Origin of the sequence: Streptomyces sp. NPDC046939 (assembly GCF_040644575.1) — a bacterium.
Lineage (GTDB): Bacteria > Actinomycetota > Actinomycetes > Streptomycetales > Streptomycetaceae > Streptomyces.
Genome location: NZ_JBEYWV010000002.1, coordinates 1 through 17,451 on the forward strand (window position 1 = coordinate 1; position 17,451 = coordinate 17,451).

The 17,451-nt window shown below is 69.6% G+C and carries 15 protein-coding genes, 1 rRNA gene and 1 riboswitch; of the genes, 13 read left to right on the forward strand and 3 right to left on the reverse strand.

All coding sequences use genetic code 11. The annotated features are described in order from the left end of the window. Positions 1-159 precede the first annotated feature (159 nt). The 11 genes from rrf to ABZ877_RS02290 all read left to right on the forward strand — a co-directional run bounded on the left by rrf (position 160) and on the right by ABZ877_RS02290 (position 10,396). Positions 160-276 (forward strand): 5S ribosomal RNA (gene rrf / locus ABZ877_RS02240). Between the two features lie 137 nt (positions 277-413). Further along, positions 414-1,022: a CDP-alcohol phosphatidyltransferase family protein gene (locus tag ABZ877_RS02245; protein WP_361062914.1), complete on the forward strand. Its 609-nt coding sequence runs from the start codon at positions 414-416 to the stop codon at positions 1,020-1,022. A gap of 109 nt (positions 1,023-1,131) precedes the next feature. Continuing rightward, positions 1,132-3,627, forward strand: a complete 2,496-nt coding sequence (locus tag ABZ877_RS02250; protein ID WP_361062916.1) for a mannose-1-phosphate guanyltransferase — start codon at positions 1,132-1,134, stop codon at positions 3,625-3,627. A gap of 92 nt (positions 3,628-3,719) precedes the next feature. Then, a complete protein-coding gene (locus ABZ877_RS02255) occupies positions 3,720-4,625 on the forward strand; it encodes a DUF881 domain-containing protein (protein ID WP_361062919.1) in 906 nt (301 codons plus the stop codon). Beyond that, on the forward strand, positions 4,622-4,954 hold the full coding sequence (locus ABZ877_RS02260) for a small basic family protein (RefSeq protein ID WP_003970459.1): 333 nt from the start codon (positions 4,622-4,624) through the stop codon (positions 4,952-4,954). The genes ABZ877_RS02255 and ABZ877_RS02260 overlap by 4 nt, the downstream gene beginning before the upstream one ends. A 5-nt stretch (positions 4,955-4,959) precedes the next feature. Next, positions 4,960-5,877: a DUF881 domain-containing protein gene (locus ABZ877_RS02265; RefSeq protein WP_361062922.1), complete on the forward strand. Its 918-nt coding sequence runs from the start codon at positions 4,960-4,962 to the stop codon at positions 5,875-5,877. Between the two features lie 82 nt (positions 5,878-5,959). Next, positions 5,960-6,889, forward strand: coding sequence for an FHA domain-containing protein (locus tag ABZ877_RS02270; protein WP_361063841.1), 930 nt, complete (start codon positions 5,960-5,962; stop codon positions 6,887-6,889). A gap of 23 nt (positions 6,890-6,912) precedes the next feature. Next, positions 6,913-7,644: a MerR family transcriptional regulator gene (locus ABZ877_RS02275; protein ID WP_361062925.1), complete on the forward strand. Its 732-nt coding sequence runs from the start codon at positions 6,913-6,915 to the stop codon at positions 7,642-7,644. A gap of 86 nt (positions 7,645-7,730) precedes the next feature. Next, a complete protein-coding gene (locus ABZ877_RS02280; RefSeq protein WP_347731313.1) occupies positions 7,731-8,204 on the forward strand; it encodes a bifunctional nuclease family protein in 474 nt (157 codons plus the stop codon). A gap of 157 nt (positions 8,205-8,361) precedes the next feature. Next, complete coding sequence (locus ABZ877_RS02285; protein ID WP_361062929.1) at positions 8,362-8,988, forward strand: MerR family transcriptional regulator; 627 nt, start codon at positions 8,362-8,364, stop codon at positions 8,986-8,988. Between the two features lie 46 nt (positions 8,989-9,034). Beyond that, the gene (locus tag ABZ877_RS02290; RefSeq protein WP_361062932.1) at positions 9,035-10,396 is read left to right on the forward strand and encodes a DNA polymerase IV; all 1,362 of its coding nucleotides are present in this window, start codon (positions 9,035-9,037) and stop codon (positions 10,394-10,396) included. Between the two features lie 84 nt (positions 10,397-10,480). Here the strand turns inward: ABZ877_RS02290 and ABZ877_RS02295 are convergent, their stop codons facing one another. Next, positions 10,481-10,855: a PRC-barrel domain-containing protein gene (locus ABZ877_RS02295; protein WP_361062935.1), complete on the reverse strand. Its 375-nt coding sequence runs from the start codon at positions 10,853-10,855 to the stop codon at positions 10,481-10,483. A gap of 177 nt (positions 10,856-11,032) precedes the next feature. After that, positions 11,033-11,127: riboswitch (glycine riboswitch) on the forward strand. 196 nt (positions 11,128-11,323) lie between these two features. Here ABZ877_RS02295 and gcvP point away from each other — a divergent pair. Beyond that, positions 11,324-14,209: an aminomethyl-transferring glycine dehydrogenase gene (gene gcvP / locus ABZ877_RS02300; protein ID WP_361062938.1), complete on the forward strand. Its 2,886-nt coding sequence runs from the start codon at positions 11,324-11,326 to the stop codon at positions 14,207-14,209. Between the two features lie 76 nt (positions 14,210-14,285). Here gcvP and ABZ877_RS02305 read toward each other — a convergent pair whose 3' ends face one another. Next, the gene (locus ABZ877_RS02305) at positions 14,286-14,486 is read right to left on the reverse strand and encodes a DUF5999 family protein (RefSeq protein ID WP_361062941.1); all 201 of its coding nucleotides are present in this window, start codon (positions 14,484-14,486) and stop codon (positions 14,286-14,288) included. Positions 14,487-14,806: 320 nt separating this feature from the next. After that, entirely contained in the window at positions 14,807-15,391 is a 585-nt protein-coding gene (locus ABZ877_RS02310; RefSeq protein ID WP_361062944.1) for a hypothetical protein, read from the reverse strand. A gap of 527 nt (positions 15,392-15,918) precedes the next feature. Here ABZ877_RS02310 and ABZ877_RS02315 point away from each other — a divergent pair. Next, entirely contained in the window at positions 15,919-17,439 is a 1,521-nt protein-coding gene (locus tag ABZ877_RS02315) for a glutamate--cysteine ligase (protein WP_361062947.1), read from the forward strand. The last annotated feature ends 12 nt before the right edge of the window (positions 17,440-17,451 follow it).

Here is a 17,451-nt window from a genome sequence, read left to right on the forward strand (position 1 = left end):
TTGATAGGCCAGATCTGGAAGCCCGGTAACGGGTGGAGGTGACTGGTACTAATAGGCCGAGGGCTTGTCCTCAGTTGCTCGCGTCCACTGTGTTGGTTCTGAAACCACGAACAACCCCGCACACGGTCACGTGCGGTGCGGTTGACAGTTTCATAGTGTTTCGGTGGTCATAGCGTGAGGGAAACGCCCGGTTACATTCCGAACCCGGAAGCTAAGCCTCACAGCGCCGATGGTACTGCAGGGGGGACCCTGTGGGAGAGTAGGACGCCGCCGAACTAATTGTTAAGGAAAAGCCCCGTGCCATTCGGCACGGGGCTTTTCTGCGTTCACCCGGCACCCCCTGCTCGGGCTCGCTGGGGCTGAGGGTAAAGTCAGGGGGCATCGTTGGCTCGTTTCCCACAGGAGGCCCCCGGGTGGAGGTCCAGGAGACCCGTGTCCAGACGGACCGGGTGCTCACCATCCCGAACATCCTCAGCATGGCGCGTCTCGTCGGCGTGCCCCTCTTCCTGTGGCTCATCCTCAGGCCTGAGTTCGGCGGGCCCAAGAGCGACGGCTGGGCGCTGCTGGTGCTGGCGCTCAGCGGAGTCAGCGACTATCTCGACGGGAAGCTCGCGCGCCGCTGGAACCAGATCAGCAGCCTGGGCCGGCTCCTCGACCCGGCCGCCGACCGGCTCTACATTCTCTCGACCTTGGTCGGTCTGACCTGGCGGGAGATTCTTCCCATTTGGCTGACCGCCATACTGTTGGCGCGTGAGCTGGTTCTCCTGGTGATGGTGGGGATCCTCCGGCGCCACGGCTATCCGCCGCCGCAGGTGAACTTCCTGGGCAAGGCCGCCACGTTCAACCTCATGTACGCGTTCCCGCTGCTGCTTCTCAGTGACGGGGACGGATGGATCCACGAACTCGCCGCTATTTTCGGATGGGCGTTCGCAGGTTGGGGTACAACCCTGTATTGGTGGGCAGGGATCCTGTACATGGTCCAAGTCCGCCGACTTGTCAGGGCGGACTCCACGGCCGATTGAGCTCGCCATCCGGCACCAGCGCCGAATGGCCCGCGTCACACCTCTGCGGGTTATCCAGCGGGTGAAGTCGGCCGGGACCGTCGTCTCTTTCAAGGAGGACGCTTCCAACATGAAGGCCGTCGTGATGGCCGGAGGCGAGGGCACCCGCCTTCGCCCCATGACCTCGAGCATGCCCAAGCCGCTCCTGCCGGTGGCCAACCGGCCGATCATGGAGCACGTGCTGCGGCTGCTCAAGCGGCATGGGCTTACCGAAACCGTGGTCACTGTGCAGTTCCTGGCCTCGCTGGTCAAGAACTACTTCGGGGATGGCGAAGAGCTCGGTATGGAGCTCACCTATGCCAACGAGGAGAAGCCACTCGGCACCGCCGGCAGCGTGAAGAACGCTGAGGAAGCGCTCAAGGACGACGCGTTCCTCGTCATCTCCGGTGACGCCCTGACCGATTTCGACCTCACCGAACTCATCAATTTCCACAAGGAAAAGGGAGCACTCGTCACCGTCTGTCTGACGCGTGTCCCCAATCCGCTGGAATTCGGCATCACCATCGTCGACGAGGAAGGCAAGGTCGAGCGCTTCCTCGAGAAGCCGACCTGGGGGCAGGTCTTCTCCGACACGGTGAACACCGGCATCTACGTCATGGAGCCGGAGGTCTTCGACTACGTCGAGGCCGACAAGTCCGTCGACTGGTCCGGTGACGTCTTCCCTCAGCTGATGAAGGAGGGCAAGCCGATCTACGGCTACGTGGCCGAGGGGTACTGGGAGGACGTAGGTACCCACGAGAGCTACGTGAAGGCCCAGGCGGACGTCCTGGAGGGCAAGGTCGACGTCGACATCGACGGTTTCGAGATCTCGCCGGGCGTCTGGGTCGCCGAGGGTGCCGAGGTGCACCCCGACGCGACGCTGCGCGGTCCGCTGTACATCGGTGACTACGCCAAGGTCGAAGCCGATGTGGAGATTCGCGAACACACCGTCGTCGGCTCCAACGTCGTCGTGAAGAGCGGCGCCTTCTTGCACAAGGCCGTCGTCCACGACAACGTCTACATCGGGCAGCAGAGCAATCTGCGCGGCTGCGTGGTCGGCAAGAACACCGACATCATGCGCGCCGCGCGGATCGAGGACGGCGCCGTCATCGGTGACGAGTGCCTGGTCGGTGAAGAATCGATCGTTCAGGGCAATGTGCGGGTCTACCCGTTCAAGACGGTCGAGGCCGGCGCCTTCGTCAACACCTCCGTCATCTGGGAATCCCGCGGGCAGGCGCACCTCTTCGGTGCCCGTGGCGTCTCCGGCATCCTGAATGTCGAGATCACGCCCGAGCTGGCCGTCCGCCTCGCGGGCGCGTACGCGACGACCCTGAAGAAGGGGTCGACCGTCACCACCGCCCGTGACCACTCGCGTGGTGCGCGTGCGCTCAAGCGGGCGGTCATCTCCGCCTTGCAGGCCAGCGCCATCGACGTACGGGACCTGGAGAACGTGCCGTTGCCGGTGGCCAGGCAGCAGACCGCGCGGGGCAGCGCGGGCGGCATCATGATCCGTACGACACCGGGTGTGCCGGACTCCGTCGACATCATGTTCTTCGACGAGCGCGGCGCCGACCTCTCGCAGGCCAGTCAGCGCAAGCTCGACCGGGTGTTCGCGCGGCAGGAGTACCGGCGGGCGTTCCCGGGCGAGATCGGGGACCTGCACTTCCCGTCCAGCGTGTTCGACTCGTACACCGGCTCGCTGCTGCGGAACGTGGACACGACCGGGATCGCCGAGGCCGGGCTCAAGGTCGTCGTCGACGCGTCGAACGGCAGCGCCGGTCTGGTGCTGCCGAGCCTTCTCGGGCGTCTCGGTGTCGACTCGCTGACGATCAACCCGGGGCTCGACGAGTCGCGGCCCACCGAGACGGCCGAGGCCCGGCGGGCCGGGCTCGTACGGCTCGGGGAGATCGTGGCGTCGGCGCGGGCGGCGTTCGGCGTGCGGTTCGACCCGGTCGGTGAGCGGCTTTCGCTCGTCGACGAGAAGGGGCGGATCGTAGAGGACGACCGGGCGCTGCTCGTCATGCTCGACCTGGTCGCCGCCGAGCGGCGCAGCGGGCGGGTCGCGCTGCCGGTGACGACCACGCGGATCGCGGAGCAGGTGGCCGCGTACCACGGGACGCAGGTGGAGTGGACGAACACGTCGCCCGACGACCTCACGCGTGTGGGGCGCGAGGACGAGACGATCTTCGGCGGCGACGGGCGCGGCGGGTTCATCATCCCGGAGTTCAGCAGCGTGTTCGACGGGACGGCGGCCTTCGTGCGGCTGATCGGCCTGGTCGCGCGGACGCAGCTCACGCTGAGCCAGATCGACGCGCGGATCCCGAGGGCGCACGTCCTCAAGCGCGACCTGGCGACCCCGTGGGCGGTCAAGGGGCTGGTCATGCGCCGTGTCGTGGAGGAGGCGGGCGAGCGGTCCGTGGACACCACCGACGGGGTGCGGGTCGTCGAGGCGGACGGGCGCTGGGTCATGGTCCTGCCCGACCCGGCCGAGGCCGTCACGCACCTGTGGGCGGAGGGCCCGGACGACGCCTCCGCGCAGCAACTGCTCGACGAGTGGTCGGCGGTGGTGGACAGCGCGGGTCGCTGAGCCCTCGCTGAACAGTCCGGTCGGCGCCCGTCACGGGCGCCGACCGGCGCGCCGACGGGGCCATTCGGAGGTAGCGGCCGCGACGTGCGACGATGTGCGGCATGTCGCAGCAGCCCCCCGTTCGGAGCACCCCTCGGCGCCCCCCGCGCCCCGACGCCTCCATGTCGCTGCTGACCAACGTCATGGACCACAGCCTGGACGACGGGTACGCGGAGGCGACCGCCCGGATGCGGGCCTCCGGGCAGAGCGGGCTGCCGAAGACGCTGCGCGCCAAGCTGGGCCTCGCGGCGGGTCTCGTGCTCGCCGCGCTCGTGGTGACCGTCGGGGCCGCGCAGGCCCGGGTCGCCGCGCCGGTGGTGGCGAAGGAGCGCGAGGAGCTGATCGACCGCATCGAGCAGGAGACCTCGGCCGCCGACAAGCTGGAGGGCCGGGTCGACTCGCTTCGGACCGACGTGGGGGAGATGCAGCGCGAGGCGCTGAAGAAACACGGCGGTGAGCAGGGCGAGTTGGTGGGCGTCCTGTCGGGCGCCGTGCCCGTGCACGGGCCGGGGGTGAAGCTCGTCGTCGACGACGCCAAGTCGGCCGGGTCCGGCGGCGGGAGCGGGCCGCGCGAGAGCACCGGGTTCTCCGACACCGGGCGGGTGCGCGACCGTGACATGCAGCGGGTGGTCAACGGCCTGTGGGAGTCCGGAGCCGAGGCCGTCAGCATCAACGGGCAGCGGCTGACCGCCCTGTCCGCGATCAGGGCCGCGGGTGACGCGATACTGGTCGACAACAGACCGCTGGTGCCGCCGTACACGGTGCTCGCGGTGGGGGACGGCCCGAGGCTGAGCACCCGGTTCCAGAACAGTTCCGACGGTTTGTACCTGCATGCCCTGCAGGAGAACTTCGGGATCCGGACCAGCATCTCGGCCCAGGACGACGTCAAGCTTCCCGCCGCACCCAGCGTGATCGTACGTACAGCACAGCCGAGAGCAGAACAGAAGGGCACATCGTGATCGCCGTACTGGGCCTCGTCGTGGGAGTCGTGGTCGGGTTGCTCGTCAGGCCCGAGGTGCCGGCGGTGGTGGAGCCCTACCTCCCGATCGCCGTCGTCGCGGCGCTCGACGCGGTGTTCGGCGGGCTGCGCGCCATGCTGGACGGGATCTTCGTCGACAAGGTGTTCGTCGTGTCGTTCCTGTCGAACGTGGTCGTGGCCGCGCTCATCGTCTTCCTGGGCGACAAGCTGGGCGTCGGCGCGCAGTTGTCGACCGGCGTCGTCGTCGTGCTCGGCATCCGCATCTTCTCCAACGCGGCCGCCATCCGGCGGCACGTCTTCCGGGCGTGAGGCCGATGAGCACGGAACACGGCAAACACGCCGAGCACGGCAAACACGCGGAGCACGGCAAGCACGGGGAGCACGGCAAGCACGCCGACAGCACGGAGCGGCACCAGTACCGCAAGGAGCTGCCCGCCGAGGTCCCGGTCGTCGACGAGGCGCCGGCGCCCGCCCCCGCGCGGCAGCCGGCCGGGGAGACCGGGCTGACCGGCCGTCAGCGGCTCGTGAAGGGCCTGTGGCCGCCGCGCGTGTCGCGCGCGCAACTGACCGTCGCCGTGCTGCTGTTCGTACTCGGCCTCGGGCTCGCCATCCAGGTGCGCTCCAACAGCGACGACAACAGCGCGTTGCGCGGCGCACGCCAAGAAGATCTTGTACGCATCCTGGATGAACTCGATGACCGGACTCAACGTCTGGAAGATGAGAAGCAGGGTCTCGAGGACCAGCGCACCGAGCTGGAGAACAGCTCGGACCAGGCCGAGGAGGCGCGCAAGCAGACGGTCGAGAAGGAACGGCAGCTCGGCATCCTCGCGGGCACCGTGGCCGCGCAGGGCCCCGGGATCACCCTGACGGTCACCGACCCGAAGGGGGCCGTCGAGGCGGACATGCTGCTCGACGCGGTGCAGGAGCTGCGGGCGGCGGGCGCCGAGGCGATCCAGGTGAACGACGTGCGCGTCGTGGCCGACACGTATCTGACGGACGCGAGTGGAGGGAAGGGGGTCAGTGTGGACGGGCGGAAGATCGATCAGCCGTACGTCTTCAAGGTGATCGGCAAGCCGCAGGACCTCGAACCGGCCCTCAACATCCCCGGAGGTGTGGTGCAGACGCTGGAGAAGGAGCAGGCCACCGTGGTGGTGAACCGCTCGCAGAAGATCGTCGTGGACGCCTTGCGGGCGGCGCGCCGGCCTGATTACGCTCGGTCGTCCTCCGAGTGAGGCGAAGGTGCATGGGGGATGTCGTGCAAGGGCATGAGGTTGCGGGGGGTCGCCGCACCGGAGACGGGGTGTGTGGTGGAAACTGTTTGGCGGATCCGGACGTTGTGAGGATGTCCGTGTCCACGATGTACGCCGATGTGTGCAGTCAGGGTTCGTCCTGCCCCACGGGCGGGTCTGTTTCGGTCAAGGGGAATCGCCCGTGAAGTTGTTTGCGAAGTTGTTCGGCAAGAGCGCGCGTGAGGACAACCGTCACCGTGCGTCGTCGCGCCAGGGAGACGTGCCGGAGACGCAGGTGGGCGAGCGCCCCCTGTTCCGGGACCAGGTGGGTGGCCAGGGCGCGTCGTCCGTTGACCCCGCCGGTGGCGGCCGCATAGGTTTCGGGGAACCGTCAGCCTCAGGTACGGGTGGACAGTTCGGCTCCGGCCCGTACGCGTCCCAGGCCCCCTCGGGGCAGCCGCGGCAGGAGGATCCGTCGATGTCGGCCCTGGTGTGTACGAGGTGCGGGAACCGGAACGGCGAGAACAGCCGGTTCTGCTCCAACTGCGGTGCGCCGCTGCGCGGTGGCGCCGCGGCCGAGGGACCGTCGGAGACGACGTCCACGATCTCCATCTCGGGTCTTGAGTCCTACGACCCGGAGGCGACCGGGCAGACGCAGTTGCCGACGCTGTCGCCCGAGGCGCAGGCCGCGGTCGACGCGCTGCCGCTGGGCTCCGCGCTCCTGGTGGTGCGCCGCGGCCCGAACTCGGGCAGCCGCTTCCTCCTGGACGGTGACCTGACGACGGCGGGGCGCCACCCGCAGAGCGACATCTTCCTCGACGACGTGACCGTCTCGCGCCGCCACGTGGAGTTCCGTCGCCAGCAGGACGGCTCCTTCACCGTCTCCGACGTCGGCAGCCTCAACGGGACGTACGTGAACCGTGAGCGCATCGACTCCGTGCTCCTGAACAACGGTGACGAGGTGCAGATCGGCAAGTACCGGCTGGTCTTCTACGCGAGCCAGCGGGGTATCTGACCCAGCCAACCTCAGGAAGGTCCATGCTTCATACACCGAGGGGCGGTGCCGGATCGGGCACCGCCACCGCGGGCAGTCGGTCGATGAGCATCGGCACCGTACTGAACGTGTTGCGCGAAGAGTTTCCCGAGGTCACCATCTCCAAGATCAGGTTCTTGGAGTCCGAGGGGCTCGTCGAGCCGCAGCGCACGCCTTCGGGCTACCGCAAGTTCAGCGCGGACGACGTCGAGCGCCTCGCCCACGTCCTGCGGATGCAGCGGGACCACTATCTGCCCCTGAAGGTCATCAAGGAGCAGCTCGACGCCCTGGAGCGGGGTGAGGCGCCCGCCGCACCCCCTGCCGGGAAGCCCGGCGAGGGCGTGGAGGAGGCCGAGAGCGCTCCCACGGCCGCCCGCGTGGGCCGGGACGAGCTGCTCGCCGCCGCGGGCATCGACGAGGGGGACCTCGCCGAGTGGGAGTCGTACGGGCTCATCGCCCCGTTGCCGGACGGCGGTTACGACGCCACGGCCGTATCGGTCGCCGAGCTGGTGGGCGAGCTGGGCCGGTTCGGCATCGAACCGCGCCACCTGCGGGTCATGCGGGCCGCCGCCGACCGTGAGGCCGGACTCGTGGACTCCGTCGTCGCGCCGCTCAAGGTGCACCGCAACCCGCAGACCAGGGCCCTCGCGCAGGCGCGGGCGAAGGAGCTGGCGGGTCTCACCGTGCGGCTGCACGCCGCTTTGGTGCAAACTGCACTTGGTGTGCGTCTGCCCTGATCACAGGGGTGGGCACGAGCCGTGGACCCCGGCCGCGGCGCATGCCCGACTACCCAAACCGGCCGGGCACGTCCTAGGGTTGCTGTGTGAACGAGCTCGACGTCGTAGGTGTCCGGGTGGAAATGCCCTCCAACCAGCCGATCGTGCTCCTGCGTGAAGTGGGAGGCGACCGTTACCTCCCCATCTGGATCGGACCGGGGGAGGCGACGGCGATCGCCTTCGCCCAGCAGGGCATGGCCCCGGCGCGGCCGCTGACCCACGACCTGTTCAAGGACGTGCTGGAGGCGGTCGGGCAGGAGCTCACCGAAGTACGCATCACCGACCTGCGGGACGGGGTCTTCTACGCGGAACTGGTGTTCGCGAGCGGGGTCGAGGTCAGCGCCCGCCCGTCCGACGCCATAGCGCTCGCGCTGCGCACGGGGACGCCGATCTTCGGCAGCGACGGGGTCCTGGACGACGCGGGGATCGCGATCCCCGACGAGCAGGAGGACGAGGTGGAGAAGTTCCGCGAGTTCCTCGACCAGATCTCGCCCGAGGACTTCGGCACCAACAGCCAGTGAGCAGCCATTTTGGCGCATTCGGCTAGCCTTTCCCCGCGGTGGGACACGGGAAACCACTCGTAGGGTGATTATCACTCGGCGTGGCGAGTGTGGCGTTCGTTGACGCACCCCTTGTGACTGCCTACCGTCGAGAAGGCAGGTCACAGAGGAGGTCGGCGTGAGAAGCAGCGGCGACGGTACGGCGACGGGCGGTCCGTACTCGTTTCACGGCAGCGCGGCCGATCACACACCGCAGCGCCCCCAGGCAGTGTCCGCGGTGGCGGGGGAGAGCGGCGATGCGGCCGCGGCGTCCGAGCAGATCGGATACCGGGGGCCGACCGCGTGCGCGGCGGCCGGCATCACTTATCGACAACTCGACTACTGGGCCAGGACCGGCCTGGTCGAGCCCAGCGTGCGGGCCGCGTACGGGTCGGGGACACAGCGGCTGTACAGCTTCCGGGACGTCGTCGTCCTGAAGGTCGTCAAGCGCTTCCTCGACACCGGGGTCTCGCTGCAGAACATCCGCACCGCCGTGCAGCACCTGCGGGAGCAGGGCTTCCGCGACCTGGAGCGCATGACGCTGATGAGCGACGGCGCGACGGTCTACGAGTGCACGTCGCCCGCCGAGGTGCACGAGCTGCTCCAGGGCGGGCAAGGGATCTTCGGCATCGCGGTGGGCGTGGTCTGGCGGGACGTGGACCGCGCCCTTTCGCAGCTGCACGGGGAGCGGGTGGACACGGGCGAGACGCTCGTCGGGCACAACCCGACGGACGAGCTGGCGAGGCGGCGCAACCGGGCCGTGTGAGAGGCCCTCGGCCGCGTTGTCAGTGGCGTAGGGCAGCATCGGTGACGTGAGAGCCGCGCCGACGATCCTGCATCTCGACATGGACGCCTTCTACGCCTCGGCGGAGCAGGCGGCCAAGCCGAGCCTGCGCGGGAAGGCCGTGGTCGTGGGCGGGCTCGGGCCGCGCGGTGTGGTCGCCACCGCGTCGTACGAGGCGCGGAAGTTCGGGGTGCACTCGGCGATGCCGATGGGGCAGGCACGCCGGCTCGCCCCGCACGCCGCGTACCTGGTGCCGCGGTTCCGGCTCTACCGGGAGATCAGCGACCAGGTGATGGGGCTTCTGCGGGAGCTCTCGCCGCTGGTGGAGCCCCTGAGCCTCGACGAGGCGTTCGTCGATCTGGAGGCCGGTGAGGTGGCCTGGGACGAGGCGTCCGCGGAGGCCGTCGGGGTGCGGCTGCGCGCGGACATCCGGCGCGTCACCGGGCTCACCGGGTCCGTGGGGCTCGCCGCGTCCAAGATGCTGGCGAAGATCGCCTCCGAGGAGGCCAAGCCGAACGGGCTGGTGCTGATCCGCCCCGGGACCGAGCGGGCGCTGCTCGGCCCGAAGTCCGTACGGATCCTGCCCGGCGTCGGACCCGCCACCGGGGACCATCTGCGCCGGGCCGGGATCCTCACCGTCGCGGAGATCGCCGAGGCGGGCGAGGACGAGCTGGTGCGGCTCCTCGGGAAGTCGCACGGGGCGCACCTGTACGCGATGGCGCTCGCCCACGACGAGCGGCCCGTGGTCGCCGAGCGGGACTCCAAGTCGGTGTCGGTCGAGGACACCTACGACGTGGACATCCACGAGCGGGTACGGGTCAGGGCCGAGGTCCAGCGGCTCGCCGACCGGTGCGTGGAGCGGCTGCGGGCGGCCGGGCGGTCGGGCCGGACCGTGGTCCTCAAGGTGCGGCGCTACGACTTCTCGACGCTGACGCGCTCCGAGACGCTGCGCGGGCCCACGGACGACCCTGGCGTCGTGCGGGAGGCCGCCGCGCGCCTCCTGGAGTCCGTGGACACGACGGGCGGGGTGCGGCTCCTCGGGGTCGGGGTGAGCGGCCTCGCCGACTTCACGCAGGAGGACCTGTTCGCACAGGCGGCCGCCGCCGAGGAGGAGGTCCGGGAGACACAGGAGGTGGCCGAGGCGCCCGAGGAGCGGCCCGAGCCGGAGGAGGCCGTTACCGCGCCGGTCGAGCGGCGGTACATGGCCGGGCACGACGTCCGGCACGCCGAGTACGGACCGGGCTGGGTCCAGGGAAGCGGACTGGGCCGGGTGACGGTGCGCTTCGAGACCCCGTACGAGGTGGTCCCGGGCCGCGTCAGGACGTTCCTGGTGGACGATCCCTTGCTGACTCCGTCGGATCCGTTGCCGCTGGTACGGGAGGTTTCGTGAGGGGGCGCCGTGCGCTGGGGCGCCGGAAGGTGCTGCGGGGCGTGGTGTCAGCGGCGGGGGCCTGGCCGCTGAGCCGAGGGGGGCTTAAGGGTGTTCCGTTTCCTTGCCTGCGATGTGGCCGAACTCTGTGTCCGCGGGGGCGGGGACCGTCGTGTCCAGGCCGTAGTGGTGGTAGAGCTGGAGTTCTTGCTGCGGGGAGAGGTGGCGGCCCACCCCGAAGTCGGGGGAGTCCTTGATCAGGGCGCGTTCGAAGGGGACGCGCAGGGTGCCGTCGACGAACCGGCTCGGGGCGAGCGGGACGAAGGCGTCACGGCTGAAGAGGCCGGTGCGTATCGCGGCCCATTCCGGGATGCCGGTGGCGTCGTCGAGGTAGACCTCGTCGATCGTGCCGATCTTGCTTCCGTTGCGGTCGAACGCTTTGCGGCCGATCAGATTGCGTGGATCGATGTCGGTCTGCACGGGCCCTCCAGCAGGTCGCGACTCGTCTGGAAACGCTACAGACTCGTCCGTGAGCGCGGCGAACTCATCTGTAACCCCCACGAACTCGGTTGTAAGCACTACCAAAGAGCACTTCGGGCAAGGCGGCCACTCGGGGGCTGCGGTCATACTGCCGCTGGTACGCTGGCAAGCGGCTGCTGACCCCGTGCGGGAGAGTCTCCGACCGAGGTCGGAGGCGCCGAAGGAGCAAATCCTCCCCGGAATCTCTCAGGCCCACGTACCGCACGGACGAGGTCACTCTGGAAAGCAGGGCGGGGGCATGTCTCCCACCCTCACCGACGGTGAAAGCCGGTGCGTTCCGTACGGCGTTCGGCAGGCGTACGGGGCGGGCCGGTGAAGCTCTCAGGTTGAGATGACAGAGGGGGAGGCCGTCCGGGCACCCGCGCCGTGGTGCCCCTCGCAGGTCGTAGTGACCAGGAGGCCTCCGCAATGACCGCCAACCGCACTCCGCTCTCCGCGTTGGAGCAGGGAATCCCCTTCGAGCAGCGCCACATCGGTCCGGACGACGCCGCGCAGGCCAAGATGCTCGCGCAGGTCGGCTACGGCTCGCTCGACGAGCTGACGGCGGCCGCGGTGCCGAACGTGATCAAGAGCGCCGAGGCGCTGAAGCTCCCCGCCGCCCGCACCGAGGCCGAGGTGCTCGCGGAGCTGCGCTCCCTCGCCGACCGCAACCAGGTGCTCGGCTCAATGATCGGCCTCGGCTACTACGGGACGTTCACCCCGCCCGTGATCCTGCGCAACGTCATGGAGAACCCCTCCTGGTACACGGCCTACACGCCGTACCAGCCGGAGATCTCGCAGGGCCGCCTGGAGGCGTTGCTCAACTTCCAGACGATGGTCGCTGACCTGACCGGCCTGCCGACCTCCGGCGCCTCGCTGCTCGACGAGGGCACCGCCGCCGCCGAGGCGATGGCCCTGTCCCGGCGCATCGGCAAGGTCAGGAACGGCGTGTACGTGGTGGACGCCGACGCGCTGCCGCAGACCACCGCCGTGATCCAGACCCGCGCCGAGCCGACCGGCGTCGAGATCGTCGTCGCCGACCTCAGCGACGGCATCCCCGCCGAGGTCGCGGAGCGCGGTGTCGTCGGCGTACTCGTGCAGTACCCGGGCGCCTCCGGAGCCGTCCGCGACATCAAGCCCGTCATCGACCAGGCCCACGAGCTGGGTGCGATCGTCACCGTCGCCGCCGACCTGCTCGCCCTCACGCTCCTGACCTCGCCCGGCGAGCTGGGCGCCGACATCGCTGTCGGCACGACCCAGCGGTTCGGTGTCCCGATGGGCTTCGGAGGTCCGCACGCCGGTTACATGGCGGTCCGCGAGAAGTTCGCGCGCTCCCTGCCCGGCCGTCTCGTCGGCGTCTCCGTCGACGCCGACGGCAACAAGGCGTACCGCCTCGCCCTGCAGACGCGTGAGCAGCACATCCGTCGCGAGAAGGCCACGAGCAACATCTGTACGGCGCAGGTCCTGCTCGCCGTCATGGCCGGCATGTACGCCGTCTACCACGGCCCGGACGGTCTGCGGTCCATCGCTCAGCGCACCCACCGCTACGCCACCCTGTTCGCCGCCGGTCTGACGGCGGGCGGCGTCGAGGTCGTGCACAGCACGTACTTCGACACCGTGACCGTACGGGTGCCGGGTCGGGCCGCCCAGGTGGTGCGGGCCGCGCGCGAGCGCGGGGTCAATCTGCGCCAGGTCGACGCCGACCACGTCTCCGTGGCCTGCGACGAGACCACGACGCGGAGCCACCTGCACATCGTCTGGGGCGCCTTCGGCGTCGAGGCGGACATCGAGGCGCTGGACGCCGAGGTCGCCGACGTGCTGCCCGCGTCGGCGCTGCGCGGCGACGAGATCCTCGCGCACCCGGTCTTCCACCAGCACCGCTCCGAGACCGCGATGCTGCGCTACCTGCGCAAGCTCGCCGACCGCGACTACGCGCTCGACCGCGGCATGATCCCGCTGGGCTCCTGCACGATGAAGCTGAACGCGACGACCGAGATGGAGCCGGTGACCTGGCCCGAGTTCGGCCAGTTGCACCCCTTCGTCCCGGCCGAGCAGGCGCAGGGCTACCTGACGCTCATCACGGAGCTGGAGGAGCGCCTCGCGGAGGTCACCGGCTACGACAAGGTGTCGCTGCAGCCGAACGCCGGTTCGCAGGGCGAGCTGGCCGGTCTCCTCGCCGTCCGCGGCTACCACCGTGCCAACGGCGACGAGCAGCGCACCGTCTGCCTCATCCCGTCCTCCGCGCACGGCACCAACGCGGCGAGCGCCGTGATGGCCGGCATGAAGGTCGTCGTCGTGAAGACGGCCGACGACGGCGAGATCGACGTCGAGGACCTGCGCGCCAAGATCGAGCAGTACTCCGACGAGCTGGCCGTCCTCATGATCACGTACCCGTCGACGCACGGCGTCTTCGAGGAGCACGTCGCCGACATCTGCGCCACCGTGCACGACGCGGGCGGCCAGGTCTACGTGGACGGCGCCAACCTCAACGCGCTGGTCGGGCTCGCCAAGCCGGGCCACTTCGGGGGCGACGTCTCGCACCTGAACCTGCACAAGACGTTCTGCATCCCGCACGGCGGCGGCGGTCCCGGAGTCGGCCCGGTCGGTGTCCGCGCGCACCTCGCGCCGTATCTGCCGAACCACCCGCTGCAGCCGGCCGCGGGCCCCGAGACCGGCGTCGGGCCGATCTCGGCCGCGCCGTGGGGCTCGGCGGGCATCCTGCCGATCTCGTGGTCGTACGTGCGTCTCATGGGCGGCGAGGGGCTGAAGCGGGCGACGCAGGTGGCGGTGCTCTCCGCCAACTACATCGCCAAGCGGCTCGAACCGCACTTCCCGGTGCTCTACACCGGCCCCGGCGGGCTTGTCGCGCACGAGTGCATCATCGACCTGCGGCCGCTGTCGAAGGAGACCGGCGTCACGGTCGACGACATCGCCAAGCGCCTCATCGACTACGGGTTCCACGCGCCGACCATGTCGTTCCCCGTGGCGGGCACGCTGATGATCGAGCCGACCGAGAGCGAGGACATCGACGAGCTCGACCGGTTCTGCGACGCGATGATCGCCATTCGGGGCGAGGTCGAGCGGGTCGCCTCCGGCGAGTGGCCGGCGGACGACAACCCGCTGCGGAACGCTCCGCACACGGCCGGGATGCTCGGCGGGGAGTGGGCGCACGCGTACAGCCGCGAGGAAGGGGTCTTCCCCGCGGGGGTTTCCGCGTCCGACAAGTACTGGCCGCCTGTCCGGCGTATTGACCAGGCCTTCGGTGACCGGAACCTGGTGTGTTCCTGCCCGCCCTTGGACGCCTACGAGGCGTGAGGGTCGGGGTGGCTGCGCGGCCGGCCGTTCGTTGTGGCTGGTCGCGCAGTTCCCCGCGCCCCTGCGGGGCGTGCCTCTAGGCGGCTGTCACCACTGATGCCAGCGGGCGGTGTGGGGCGATGATCGTGCCGTTGGGGAGGAGTTCCCCGGTGTCCTCGAAGAGCAGGACCCCGTTGCACAGCAGGCTCCAGCCCTGCTCCGGGTGGTGAGCCACCGGAAGCGCGGCCTCCCTGTCCGCGGATTCTGCTGTGGGGCACGACGGCTGGTGCTGGCACATGGGTAGGTTCTTTCGCTGCGTAGTGATCTCGATGATGTCGGCGTCTGTGTTGCGGCGTGAACTCGTGTTCATGGCCGCCCCCCGTTTCGGTCGGTCCGGAACCCAGTGTTGCCCTGTGGGCGTCAATCCGCAGGGATTTCGTAGCAGCGGTCCTCACTGGATGGAGACGCGTCACTCTTGCGGGCGGTTCACTCCAACTGCACTGCCTCTTCGGGTGGTTCGGGGTGGCCGGAGTTGACTAGTCCGCTCGGTCCGGGCGTGGCATGGCTGTGCCCCGCGGCCGGACGGCGTCGGCGCGGGGCACAGAGGCGGGCGCGGCTTCAGGCGAGCAGGGCGGCCCGGGACGGGGTCAGGCGCAGGGCCAGGACCGGGAGGAGTTCCGCGGCGCGGTGCGGGCGGTGGGCGGCGATGCCCGGTGGCGCGGGTGCGAGCGGGACCAGGATGTCGTCGGCGGCCGGGGTGCCGTCGGCCGTGTCCGCCGTGTGGTCGCCGTGCAGCCACAGGGTGAGCATGTACAGCTCCGGCACGGAGAGCAGCCGCGGCTGGTAGCTCCCCGGCAGGGCTTCGGCCTGGCGCAGGGCGCGCTCGGTGGACTTCACGTAGGGGCCTTCGAAGAAGTGCGAGAAGGCCCAGCCGTCCGGGGTGAGCATGGTGTCGGCGGCGGCCACCGCCCGGTCCCCGCAGCGGACCAGGAAGCGCCAGTTGGTCAGGCGGGCGGAGCTCGGCGGGTTCGATTCGGTGATGCGGTCCAACACGTAGACGGGCAGGGGGAGTTCGGGGCTCGCGGGGCCTTGCGCGGCGCGCAGGGAGGGGGTGCGGGCCTCACGGACCGCGGTGGGGGAGCCCAGGGCGGTGAGGACACTGCGGAGAGCGGGCGCGGGAGCCGGGGGGACATGCAGCGGCATGGTGGGTCGCCTCTCATTCGACAGGCACGTGGTGCGAGGGCGGTGCGGGAAGAGCGGACGGCGCTGTCTGCTGCTCGGTGCGCGGAAGTGCGCTGCGTTACGCGGGCCAGAGGGGGGGCGGGGGCCTCGACACGGGCGCCAACTCTCTGTCTCGTCCGCGGAGTTTATACGACGCGTGTTCACACGATGTTTCCGCTAGCAGTGCGGCAGGTGTCCGCAAGGGGCTATCAGGACGTCGCCCGGGAGGGATTTTGTCGGGGTCACGTCGATTTCTCGAGGACCCCACCCTCTTGACCTGCGCTTTGCCCGTTCGGGCGGACGGCCGAAACTCGTCGGCGTTTTTTACCAGATGTTCGTAGATGAATCTGCGAAAAGCTGCATGCCTAGGGAATGTGCCCCGGGGTAAGCGCTCTGAGCGTACTGCTCCGTGGGCCCGCGCGGGGCGTTATGGATCACATCTGCTGGGCATCATCCACCGTGACGAGCGGCCGGATCATCGGGCTGCCCAGGCGAGGAAGGAAGCTCCCATGGGGGAGAAGGTCGCTGCGGGCGCGGTCGATCCGGCGGATCGGCAGCACTACCGGCAGAAGGTGAAGGAGTGTCTCGAGGGGCTCGGGCGACTCCTGAAGGAGAAGCGGTTCGACCGTCCCAAAAACTTGATGGGGCTGGAGATCGAGCTGAATCTCGCCGGGCCCGACGGGCTGCCGCGAATGATGAATGGGGAAGTGCTCGAACGCATCGCGAGCCGGGATTTCCAGACGGAACTCGCGATGTTCAATCTCGAAGTGAACATTGCTCCGCACCGGCTCGGCGGCCGCGTTCTCGACCAGCTCGCCGAGGAGCTGCGCACGGGGCTCGGCTATGCCCACAGAAAGGCGAACGAGGTCGACGCCGGCATCGTGATGATCGGCATTCTGCCGACGCTGAAGCCGGACGACCTCGTCTCCGCGAACCTGTCGGACGTCGACCGCTACACGCTGCTGAACGAGCAGATGGTCGCCGCGCGCGGTGAGGACTTCCAGCTCGACATCGACGGTGTGGAGCGACTGACCACCACGTCCTCGTCGATCGTGCCGGAGGCCGCCTGTACGTCCGTGCAGTTGCACCTCCAGGTCACCCCGAACCGGTTCGCCGCCGTGTGGAACGCGGCGCAGGCGGTCGCCGGGGTACAGATCGCGATGGGCGCCAATTCACCGTTCCTCTTCGGGCGCGAGGTGTGGCGGGAGTCGCGGCCCCCGCTGTTCCAGCAGTCCACGGACGTGCGTCCGCCCGAGCTCCAGGCGCAGGGGGTGCGGCCGCGGACCTGGTTCGGGGAGCGCTGGATCGACTCGGCGTACGACCTCTTCGAGGAGAACCTGAAGTACTTCCCGCCGCTGCTGCCGATCCTGGACGACGAACAGCCCCTCGAGGTGATCGACAAGGGCGGCGTGCCGACCCTCGCCGAGATGGTCCTCCACAACGGCACGGTGTACCGCTGGAACCGGCCCGTCTACGACATCGCCGACGGCGTCCCGCACCTGCGCGTGGAGAACCGGGTGCTGCCCGCCGGGCCCACCGTCACCGACGTCGTCGCCAACACCGCCTTCTATTACGGCCTTGTCCGGGCGCTCGCCGAGGAGTCGCGGCCCGTGTGGTCGCGGCTCTCCTTCGACGCGGCCGCCCGCAACTTCGACACTGCCTGCCGCCACGGCATCGACGCACACCTGGAGTGGCCGCGCCGGGGCCGGTTCGGCGGCACCGAGCAGGTGGCGGCCACCACCCTCGTACGGGACGAGCTGCTGCCGCTCGCGGCGGCCGGACTCGACGCCTGGGGGATCGAACCCGCCGATCGCGACTTCTACCTGGGCGTGATCGAGGGGCGCTGCGAGCGGCGGATGAACGGCGCGGCGTGGCAGGCGGCGACGTACCACCGGGCTCTGGAGAGCGGACTGGAGCGGGAGGCGGCGCTCGCGGCGACCACGCGCCGGTACGCGGAGCTGATGCACTCCGGGGAGCCCGTGCACACCTGGCCGGTGGGGCTGCCGACGCCCGCTGTCCCGCTCGGCTGAGCCGGCCCCGGA